Raw genomic sequence first — 9,702 nt, forward strand, 5'->3', positions numbered from 1 at the left:
TGGCTGCCCGGCCGCGTCCCCGAGCCCGCCCACTCCCCGGAACCAACCATGCGGAATCGGTCACACCCCCACCTTTTACGCACACACCACGCTTACCGTTCCAAGTTGAACATTCAGATGTCCAACACGTTGCACGAGTGTGACCCAGCACCCTCTTGCGGATTCCCGAATCTCTGCCGCAGAGTGATGTATGCGCTTACAGGCAGCGCATACATCCGGATTGCTCAAGGAGGAGCCCTCCATGTCCCGCACCGCCAGAACCGCCTCCACCGGCATCGGTATCGCTGTCGTGCTCTCCCTCGGCCTCACCGCGTGCGGCAGCTCCGGGGGCGAGGACGTCGCCGCGGACAGCAAGCAGACGCTGACCGTCTGGGCCATGGGGGCCGAGGGCGAGAAGCTCGCGGACGTGGCCAAGGTGTACGAGAAGGCCCACCCGAACATCACCGTCAAGGTGACCCCGGTCGGCTGGGACGTCGCCCACCAGAAGCTCGTCTCCGCGGCCGCCGCCGGCACCATGCCGGACGTGGCGCAGATGGGCGGAAGCTACATGGGCGAGTTCTCCGAGCTCGGCGTGCTGGAGCCGGTCGACACCAAGATCTTCCAGAAGAAGGACTTCTTCCCGGCCGGCTGGAAGCAGGGCGAGGTCGACGGCCAGGCGTACGGCGTGCCGTGGTACGTCGACACCCGCGTCCTCTACTACCGCACCGACCTGGCCGAGAAGGCCGGCATCACCAAGGCTCCGACCGACTGGAAGGAGATGCAGGCCCTCGCGACCGCCTACCAGAAGAAGGCGGACACCAAGTGGGGCCTGTCCATCCAGCCCAGCGGCCTGGACACGGTGCAGAACTTCTACTCCTTCCTGTACTCGGCCGGCGGCGAGATCGTCAACGACAAGGGCGAGGCCGTCATCGACAGCCCCGAGGCCGTCAGGGCGCTCAAGGAGTACGGCTCGTACTTCGACAAGGGGCTCTCGAACAAGTCCGTGCAGCCCGGCTACGACGTCGTGAAGGACTTCGGCAACGGCCGCGTCCCGATGTTCTTCGGCGGTCCCTGGCACGTCACGCTGCTGAACGAGGGCCAGCCGCAGATCAAGGGTAAGTGGGCGGTGGCCGCCGTCCCCGCCGACAAGTCCTCCACGTCGATGGCCGGCGGCTCCTCCCTGGTGATCTCCAAGGACAGCGAGCACAAGGCCGCGGCAACCGAGTTCATCAAGTACCTGACCGACACCAAGGGCCAGGCCGACTGGTACGAGCGCACCAAGGACCTGCCGGCCAACACCGCCGCCTGGACCTCCGGCGACCTCGCCGACGACGCCGATCTGCAGATCTTCAAGAAGCAGATGGACACCGCCAAGTCCTCCCCCTCGCTGCCCAACCTGAGCGAGATCACCGACAAGGTCGACCAGGCCATAGCGAAGGTGACCCAGGGCAAGGCGTCCGCCGAGGACGCGTTGAAGACCGCGCAGTCCGAGATCGAAGGCCTCGTGAAGTAGGAGCCATGAGCACCACGACCGGAAAGGCCGCACAGCCGGCCAAGGTGCAGGCCGGGCCGGGGACCACCGCGTCCCCGGCCGCCGGGCCGAAGGGCTCGCGAAGCCGCAGGAAGCCCTCGATGGGCGTGCAGAACATGGCCGGCTGGCTGTTCTCCACTCCCTTCCTGGTGCTCTTCCTGGTCTTCATGGCCGTCCCGATCATCGCCACGCTGGTGATGAGCTTCACGGACTTCGGGCTGCGCAACGTGACGCATCCGCTGGACGCGAACTTCATCGGCTTCGAGAACTACACCAAGCTGTTCAGCGACGAGAAGTTCCTCAAGTCCCTGTTCAACACGGCGTACTTCGTGGTCATCGGCGTGCCGCTGACGATCTTCCTCGGACTGATCGTCGCCGTCCTGCTGAACAACGGCATCGACCGGGCCCGGACCTTCTTCCGCGTCGGCTTCTACGCCCCGGTCGTCACCACCATCGTCGCGGTCGCCGTCGTCTGGCGGTTCGTCCTCGATCCGAGCGACGGTCTCGTCGCGGGCCTCTTCTCCGAAGTGGGGCTGACCGCACCGGACTTCCTCGGCTCCGAGAAGCTCGCCATGCCGTCGATGATCGCGATGGCGGTCTGGCGGAACCTGGGCACGGTCATGGTGCTCTTCATCGCCGGTCTCCAGGCCATCCCCACCGAGGTGCGGGAGGCGGCCCGGCTGGACGGCGCGAACATCTGGCAGGAGTTCAAGGGCATCACGGTCCCGCTGCTGCGGCCCACGCTGCTCTACGCCACGGTGATCACCACCATCGGCTACCTCAACGTCTTCGAGGAACCCTTCGTGATGACGCAGGGCGGCCCCTCGGACTCGACGCTCACCGTCTCGCTGAACATGTACCGCGAGGGCTTCAACTTCTTCCACATGGGCTATGCGAGCGCCATGGCGTATGTCCTCTTCGTAGTGATCATGGGCATCACGGTGCTGCAGCTCCGACTGCTGAAGGACAACACGAAATGAGCGCCACCAGTGCACCGGGCGCCGTCTCGACGGCGCCGTCGAAGAAGCCCGGGGACGCCGGGCAGCCGGGTCGCGGCAAGCAGCGGCGTTCGCTGAAGCGGGGCCTCGTCTACGTCCTGCTGTCGGTCGGTCTGCTGATCATGTCGGCGCCGTTCCTGTGGATGGCCCTGTCCGCGTTCAAGACCACGAACGAGCTGACCGCGAGCCCGCCGGTCTGGATCCCGACCGAGTGGACCCTGGACAACTTCCGGGACCTGCTCGACAAGCTCGATCTGCCGCTGTACTTCATGAACTCGGTGATCGTCGCGGTCCTGGTCACCGTCTCGAACCTGGTGTTCTGCTCCATGCTCGGGTACGCCCTGGCCAAGCTGAGGTTCGCCGGCCGGAACAAGATCTTCGGCCTGGTGCTCGGCGCCCTCATGGTGCCCGGCAACCTGATGCTGCTGCCGCTGTTCGTGCTGATGAGCAAGATGGGCCTGATCGACTCGTACGCCGGTCTGGTGCTGCCGTTCGCGGCGGGCGCCTTCGGGGTCTTCCTGATGCGCCAGTTCATGCAGTCGATCCCGGACGAGCTGCTGGAAGCGGCCCGGATGGACGGCGCCGGCGAGTGGTACATCTTCTGGCGGATCGTGATGCCGCTGGTGAAGCCCGCCCTGGCGACGCTGTCGATCTTCACGTTCCTGGGTTCCTGGAACAACTTCGTCTGGCCGCTCATCGCGACCAACGACCCCGACAAGTACACACTCCCGGTCGCCCTGGCGACCTTCGCCACCGACCCGAACAAGGCGGGTGGCTCCAACGGCATGCTGATGGCCGGTTCCTTCCTGATCGTGCTGCCGGTCCTGGTCGTCTTCATCGCGCTCCAGCGGCACTTCACCCAGGGCATCGCCACCGCGGGCATGAAGTAGCCCGCCGGCCCCACCGACACGTACGAGGCCGCACCCCTCACTCCAGCGGCCACCCCCTTCACGCACCAGAAAGACAGTCTGCGATGACGCACACCCAGGTCCCGTTCCCCGAAGGCTTCCTGTGGGGCGCCTCCACGGCCGCCCACCAGATCGAGGGCAACAACACCAACAGCGACTGGTGGGTCAAGGAGCACACCGCGGGCACCCACATCCAGGAGCCCAGCCTGGACGCCTGCGACAGCTACCACCGCTGGCACGAGGACATGGACGTGCTGGCCGGACTGGGCTTCACCGACTACCGGTTCTCCATCGAGTGGGCCCGCATCGAGCCCGCCGAGGGCTGCTTCTCCCGGGCCGAGCTCGCCCACTACCGCCGGATGGTCGAAGGCGCCATCGAGCGCGGCCTGCGCCCCATGGTCACCCTGCACCACTTCACCGTGCCCCAGTGGTTCGAGGCCCGCGGCGGCTTCACCGCCGAAGGCGCGACCGAGCTGTTCGCCCGCTACGTCGCGGCCTGCGCACCGGTCATCGCCGAGGGCGTCAGCCACGTCTGCACCATCAACGAGCCGAACATGATCGCCGTCATGGCGGGCCAGGCCAAGCGCGGCGACATCGGCTTCCCGCCCGCCGGTCTGCCGACCCCGGACGACGAGACCACCGTCGCCGTGATCGCCGCCCATCACGCGGCCGTCAAGGAGGTCAAGGCGATCAACGCCGACATCCAGGTCGGCTGGACCATCGCCAACCAGGTCTACCAGTCCCTCCCCGGCGCCGAGGACGTCACGGCGGCCTACCGTCATCCCCGCGAGGACGTCTTCATCGAGGCCGCCCGCGGCGACGACTGGATCGGTGTGCAGTCCTACACCCGGACGAAGATCGGCCCGGACGGCCCGATCCCGACCTCGGACGACGTCGAGCGCACCCTCACGCAGTGGGAGTACTACCCGTCCGCCGTCGGGTACGCGCTGCGCCACACGGCCGGCGTCGTCGGCCCCGACGTGCCGCTGATCGTCACCGAGAACGGCATCGCCACCGACGTCGACAGCCGCCGGATCGACTACTACACCGGTGCGCTGAACGAGGTCGCCTTGGCGCTGGAGGACGGTCTCAACATCCAGGGCTACCTGGCCTGGAGCGCGCTCGACAACTACGAGTGGGGCTCCTACGCGCCCACCTTCGGCCTCATCGGCTGGAACCCGGAGACCTTCGAGCGGCTGCCGAAGCCGTCCGCCGTCTGGCTCGGCGAGATGGGCCGCACCCGCGCCCTGCCGCGCAACGCCGGCTGAGACCCGGCCCCCCTGGACCGGGAGCTCCTGACGGCTCCCGCCCGTACGGGAGCCGGCGGAACCTGACCTCCGCCGGTTCCCGTACCGCACCACCGGTACACCGCACCACCCGCTTCACCGGCGCGGTCCGGGCCCCACAGCCCGGCCGTGCCGGCAGCCGTACCCGAAAACGGCGGCGGAGGCGCGCCTCCGCCGCATCGAGCACGCCACGAACTCCCCCATTCCCCCCTGCCACCGGGAGCTGGATCTTCATGGACCGTCGCACGTTTCTCACCGCCGCCGGGACCGGGGCCGCGGCCCTGTCCGTCGGAGCCGTGACCGCACCCACCGCGGGCGCCGCCCCCGCCGCCGTCACACCGCTGCTGCTGCACTGGTTCCGCGACACGTACCGCTCGATCGAGGCCATGACGACCGGTCTCGGTCTCGCCGTCGACAAGATGGACGTGAGCGGTCCCGGCGGCCCGGTCCTGTCACGTCAGACCTCGCCGACCAACATCGGCTGCGGCCTCTGGTCCACCGTCGCCGCCGCCGGACTCGGCGTGATCAGCGACGCCACGATGCGGCACAGGCTCGCTCTCACCGTCCGGTCCGTCGAGCGGCTGGAGCGCCACCACGGCTTCTGGCTCAACTGGTACGACGCACACGACGGTTCGGTGCTGACCGAGTGGCCCGGCACCGGCGACCCGGTCCGCCCGTTCCTCTCGTCGGTCGACAACGCCTGGCTGATCACCGGCCTGCGCATCGCCGCGGACGCGGCTCCCGCGCTGCGCCCCCGCATCGACCGCATCCTGTCGGACGCCGACTGGTCGTACTACTACACGCCTTACGACCCGGCCGACCCGGTCGCCGGCCCCGGCCAGTTGCGCGGCGGCTTCTGGACGGACACCGAGGAGCCCACCGGCCACCACTACGGAGCCCTCAACACAGAGCCCCGCATGGCCAGTTACCTCGGCATCGCCGACGGCTCACTGCCCGCCGACCACTACTGGCACCTGCTGCGCACCATGGCCCCGGGCAACGAACAGGAGCAGCAGCCGCAGGGCGGTTACGTGGCGATGGACGGCATCCGCGTCTGGCAGGGCCACTACACGCACCGCGGCCGCAAACTCGTCCCCACCTGGGGCGGGTCGATGTTCGAGGCGCTGATGGTTCCGCTGTTCGTGCCGGAGCCGGAGTGGTCGCCGCAGTCGTGGGGCCGTACCCATCAGCGTTATGTGCGCGGCCAGATCGAGCACGGTACGAAGGAGGCGGGGTACGGGTACTGGGGCTTCTCGCCCGCCAATATCCCCGAGGGCGGCTATCAGGAGTACGGCGTCGACGCGCTCGGCATGCAGGTCGACGGTTACGCCTCCAACACCGACCGTACGTACACGACGGACGGTGCTCCGCTGCCGCCCGCCTCGGCCTTCACCAACGGTGTCGTCACCCCGCACGCCTCGTTCCTCGCGCTGCCGTACGCGCCGGCCGATGCGGTGGCGAACCTTCGGGCGCTCGACCGCGATTTCGGCGCCTACCACGAGGGCTACGGGTTCCGGGACTCCGTCAACGTCTCCACCGGACGGGTCAGCGACCATCTGCTCGCCCTGGACCAGGGGATGATCGCCGCGGCTCTGGCCCAGGCGCTCCGCCCCGGTCTGCTGCAACAGCCGTTCCGGACCGGCGGGTTCCGCTCCCGGGTACGGCCGCTGCTCGTCAAGGAGCGCTTCAGCATCTGAGCCGGTCGTACCGGGGGGGTGGTTCCGGCCCTCCCGGTACGCGGCCCCGTGGCCCCGCGGGGCAGTGCATCGCCAACGGCCGCACGGCGCTCGGTGAGGACGCGGCCATGGCCGAGTCCAGCAGGCCGACGAACTGATCGTCGATGCCTTCGTCGGCAGCCGCCTCGCCGGCCTTCACCGCCCGCATCATCAGGCGCTCCACGATGTCGCCGACCTCGACGGTCCGCGGGTCGTCGGCCGGCCGGTCGAGTGCCCCGCCGAGCGGGCCGTGGACCTTCACCAGGTCGAGGTGGTCCAGCTCCTCGTGCTTCTTCGCGATCACGGCTCCACTCGGGTTCCTGGCCGGTGTACTCCGGCTGTACGAACGGACAGGGCGCGTCCCGCGGTGCGCCCGGCCCGTACGAACCGCAGGACCTGCCCGGTACGGGGGCCGTTCCCGGGCGGGGTATGCGGGGCGTGTGCCGGGTCGCGGGGCCCCTGAGGCGGACATAGCCTCGCAAACGTGATGCCGCCTGTGAGCCGTACCCGGATCCTCATACCGGGCCGGGCCCTGCTCGCCGTGCTGTTGACGGTGTGCTGGCTGGCCCTTCCCACCGCGCCGTCCGCTCGCGCCGACGACCCGATCACGCTGTCCCGGGACGGGCAGATCACCGACCGGGTAGGTGCGCTCGGGGACCGCAGGGCCCAGGTGGTGACCGCGCTCGACCGCCTCTACGACCAGCGTCGCGTCCAGCTCTTCGTGGCCTACGTCCGTGACTTCTCCGGACGGTCCCCGCAGGACTGGGCCGACGAGACGGCCGGCCGCAACGGGCTCGGCCTCGACGACGTGCTGCTGGCCGTCGCCACCCACGACCGGCAGTACGCCTACTCCGTCGACCAGGGCTCCCGTCTCACCGACGCACAGCTCCAGGACGTGGCGAGCACCGCGATCGAGCCGGCGCTCAAGGAGAACGACTGGGCGGGTGCCGCGATCGGGGCCGCCGACGGGTACTCCGCCGTCCTGGCGGGTTCGCCCGTCCCCACCCCCGCGATCACTCCGGGCTCCGACGACCCCGGCACGGGCAGCTCCGGCGGGACGAGTACCGGGGATCTGGTGCTGCCGATCGTCCTCGTCGGCGGCGCCGCGGCGGTCGCCGCGTACGCGTTCACCCGGCGCAAGCGGCGCGCCACCACCCGTACGACGCCCGGCGCGACGGGCTGGGGGCCGGCCGGCGGCGGCCGGGACGCACCGCCGCAGCCTCCCACCCCGCTCCCGGAACTCGACGCGCGGGCCAAGGAGACGCTCGTCGCCACGGACGACGCGGTCCGCACGAGCGAGGAGGAACTCGGCTTCGCCACGGCCCAGTTCGGCGAGGAGGCCGCCGCACCGTTCACGGAGGCGGTCGGCTACGCCAAGGGCGAGCTGACGACGGCGTTCCGGTTGCGTCAGCAGCTCGACGACGCCTTCCCCGAGGACGACGCCACGCGCCGGCGGATGCTGGACGAGATCATCAGCCGGTGCGCGGACGCCAACGCCCGCCTGGACGACGTCTCCGAGGACTTCGACCGGCTGCGCGAACTGGAACGCGACGCCCCGCAGGCCCTGGCCGCCGCGGAGACGGCGTTCCGTGCGCTGGCCGTCCGTGCCTCCGCCGCCGATGCCACGCTGACCACGCTGCGCGGCCGTTACGCAGAGTCCGCGTCAGCCCCCGTGGCGGGCGACATCGAGCAGGCCAAGGACCGGCTCGTCTTCGCGACGTCGTCGCTCAATCAGGCCCGCCAGGCGGTCGACAGCGGCGACCACGCCGCGGCGGCGGTGTACGTACGGGCCACCGAGGGCGCGGTCGGCCAGGCGGCCACCCTCGTCGACGCCGTCGACCGGCGCGCGCGGGAACTGGAGGAGGCGGCGGCCCGGCTGCCGGCCGCGCTCACGGAGACGGAGACGGACCTGGCGGACGCGGGAGGGCTGCTGGAGGGCACGGCGGAAGGCGTGTCCACCGCGGACCTGCGCGGCCGGATCGCCCGCGCGCAGACCGTGGCCCGCGATGTGCGGGCGGAGCTGAGCGCGGGCGCGTACGACCCGGTCGACGCCCTGCGCCGGGTGGAGGAGGCCGACGCGGTGCTGGACGAGGCACTGACCGGTGCGCGCGAACAGGAGCAGGGCAACCGGCGGGCCCGCTCCCTGCTCGACCAGGCAATGCTCACCGCACGGTCGGCGATCGGCGGCGCCGCCGACTACGTCACGACGAACCGCGGAGCCGTCGGCAGCCAGGCCAGGACCCGGCTGGCGGAGGCGCAGCGGCGGCTGGAACGGGCCGGCGAGCTGGCCGGGACGGACGATCCCCAGGCCGCGCTGGCCGAGGCGCAGCGGGCGGACGCGCTGGCCGGTGAGGCGCGGAGCCTCGCGGAGCAGGACGTGCGCGTGTACGGGGGCCGCGGTGGACCGGGCGGCGGGATGCCGGAATCCATCATCTGGTTCTGCGCCTGGGCGGACTTGGCACGGGCGACCAGCTCGTCACGCTTGGACTTCAGCTCCGTCAGCTTCGTCTTCATCCGGTCCAGGCCGGACTTCAGCTTGTCCACCACCTCGGTCTGCGAGGCGATCGTGGGCTCCGCCGTCCTCGCCTCCTTCTCGGACTGGAGCTGGCGGCCGAGCGCGACCTTGGCCAGGTTGTCGAACTTGTCGGCGTCCGGGCCCGATCCGCCGGCCCGCAGCTCATCGGCCTTGCGGCTGGCGGCGAGCGCCTTCTCGCCCCACACGTATCCGTCACGTTGCTCAGCAGGACCGGACACACAGGAGAGGTGCCATGACCAAGCAGACCATCCTCGGACGCGTCACCCAGCTGGCGAAGGCCAACATCAACGCGCTGCTCGACCAGGCCGAGGACCCGCAGAAGATGCTGGACCAGTTGATCCGCGAGTACACGTCCAACATCTCGGAGGCCGAACAGGCCGTGGCCGCCACCATCGGCAATCTGCGCCTCATGGAGCAGGACCACCGCGAGGACGTGGCGGCGGCCAAGGAGTGGGGCGAGAAGGCGCTCGCCGCCAGCCGCAAGGCCGATGAGCTGCGGGCCGGCGGATCGGGCCCGGACGCCGACAAGTTCGACAACCTGGCCAAGGTCGCGCTCGGCCGCCAGCTCCAGTCCGAGAAGGAGGCGAGGACGGCGGAGCCCACGATCGCCTCGCAGACCGAGGTGGTGGACAAGCTGAAGTCCGGCCTGGACCGGATGAAGACGAAGCTGACGGAGCTGAAGTCCAAGCGTGACGAGCTGGTCGCCCGTGCCAAGTCCGCCCAGGCGCAGAACCAGATGATGGATTCCG

General features: G+C 69.9%; 7 protein-coding genes and 2 pseudogenes. 7 read left to right on the forward strand and 2 right to left on the reverse strand.

Annotation, left to right across the window (positions count from 1 at the left end):
• Positions 1-241: 241 nt before the first annotated feature.
• The 5 genes from EAO72_RS39965 to EAO72_RS39985 all read left to right on the forward strand — a co-directional run bounded on the left by EAO72_RS39965 (position 242) and on the right by EAO72_RS39985 (position 6,399).
• Complete coding sequence (locus tag EAO72_RS39965) at positions 242-1,492, forward strand: sugar ABC transporter substrate-binding protein (protein ID WP_148021873.1); 1,251 nt, start codon at positions 242-244, stop codon at positions 1,490-1,492.
• 5 nt (positions 1,493-1,497) lie between these two features.
• Positions 1,498-2,490 (forward strand): carbohydrate ABC transporter permease, encoded by a 993-nt coding sequence (locus EAO72_RS39970; protein WP_148021874.1) that lies wholly within the window; start codon positions 1,498-1,500, stop codon positions 2,488-2,490.
• Positions 2,487-3,398 (forward strand): carbohydrate ABC transporter permease, encoded by a 912-nt coding sequence (locus EAO72_RS39975; protein WP_148021875.1) that lies wholly within the window; start codon positions 2,487-2,489, stop codon positions 3,396-3,398. Before EAO72_RS39970 ends, EAO72_RS39975 begins: the two co-directional genes overlap by 4 nt.
• Positions 3,399-3,481: 83 nt before the next feature.
• Positions 3,482-4,684: a glycoside hydrolase family 1 protein gene (locus EAO72_RS39980; protein ID WP_148021876.1), complete on the forward strand. Its 1,203-nt coding sequence runs from the start codon at positions 3,482-3,484 to the stop codon at positions 4,682-4,684.
• A 251-nt stretch (positions 4,685-4,935) separates the two neighbouring features.
• Complete coding sequence (locus EAO72_RS39985) at positions 4,936-6,399, forward strand: glucoamylase family protein (protein ID WP_148021877.1); 1,464 nt, start codon at positions 4,936-4,938, stop codon at positions 6,397-6,399.
• Here the strand turns inward: EAO72_RS39985 and EAO72_RS39990 are convergent.
• On the reverse strand, positions 6,389-6,721 hold the full coding sequence (locus tag EAO72_RS39990) for a hypothetical protein (RefSeq protein WP_187285367.1): 333 nt from the start codon (positions 6,719-6,721) through the stop codon (positions 6,389-6,391). The genes EAO72_RS39985 and EAO72_RS39990 overlap by 11 nt on opposite strands.
• 192 nt (positions 6,722-6,913) lie before the next feature.
• On the opposite strand from EAO72_RS39990, the pseudogene EAO72_RS39995 reads away from it, so the two are divergent.
• Positions 6,914-8,833: pseudogene (locus tag EAO72_RS39995) on the forward strand (TPM domain-containing protein); the annotation flags it as partial.
• A 5-nt stretch (positions 8,834-8,838) separates the two neighbouring features.
• Here the strand turns inward: EAO72_RS39995 and EAO72_RS40000 are convergent.
• A pseudogene (locus EAO72_RS40000) lies at positions 8,839-9,135 on the reverse strand (PspA/IM30 family protein); the annotation flags it as partial.
• Between the two features lie 50 nt (positions 9,136-9,185).
• Here EAO72_RS40000 and EAO72_RS40005 point away from each other — a divergent pair.
• Positions 9,186-9,702, forward strand: a 517-nt coding sequence (locus EAO72_RS40005) for a PspA/IM30 family protein (protein WP_148021878.1), incomplete at its 3' end; no start/stop codon positions are given.

Source organism: Streptomyces sp. OR43 (genome assembly GCF_008042275.1).
Taxonomy (GTDB): Bacteria; Actinomycetota; Actinomycetes; order Streptomycetales; family Streptomycetaceae; genus Streptomyces.

Excerpts from the sequence above, each read along its gene's own strand:
- EAO72_RS39965 (WP_148021873.1), top strand. The coding sequence starts at position 242 with ATGTCCCGCACCGCCAGAACCGCCTCCACCGGCATCGGTATCGCTGTC.
- EAO72_RS39970 (WP_148021874.1), top strand. The coding sequence starts at position 1,498 with ATGAGCACCACGACCGGAAAGGCCGCACAGCCGGCCAAGGTGCAGGCC.
- EAO72_RS39975 (WP_148021875.1), top strand. The coding sequence starts at position 2,487 with ATGAGCGCCACCAGTGCACCGGGCGCCGTCTCGACGGCGCCGTCGAAG.
- EAO72_RS39980 (WP_148021876.1), top strand. The coding sequence starts at position 3,482 with ATGACGCACACCCAGGTCCCGTTCCCCGAAGGCTTCCTGTGGGGCGCC.
- EAO72_RS39985 (WP_148021877.1), top strand. The coding sequence starts at position 4,936 with ATGGACCGTCGCACGTTTCTCACCGCCGCCGGGACCGGGGCCGCGGCC.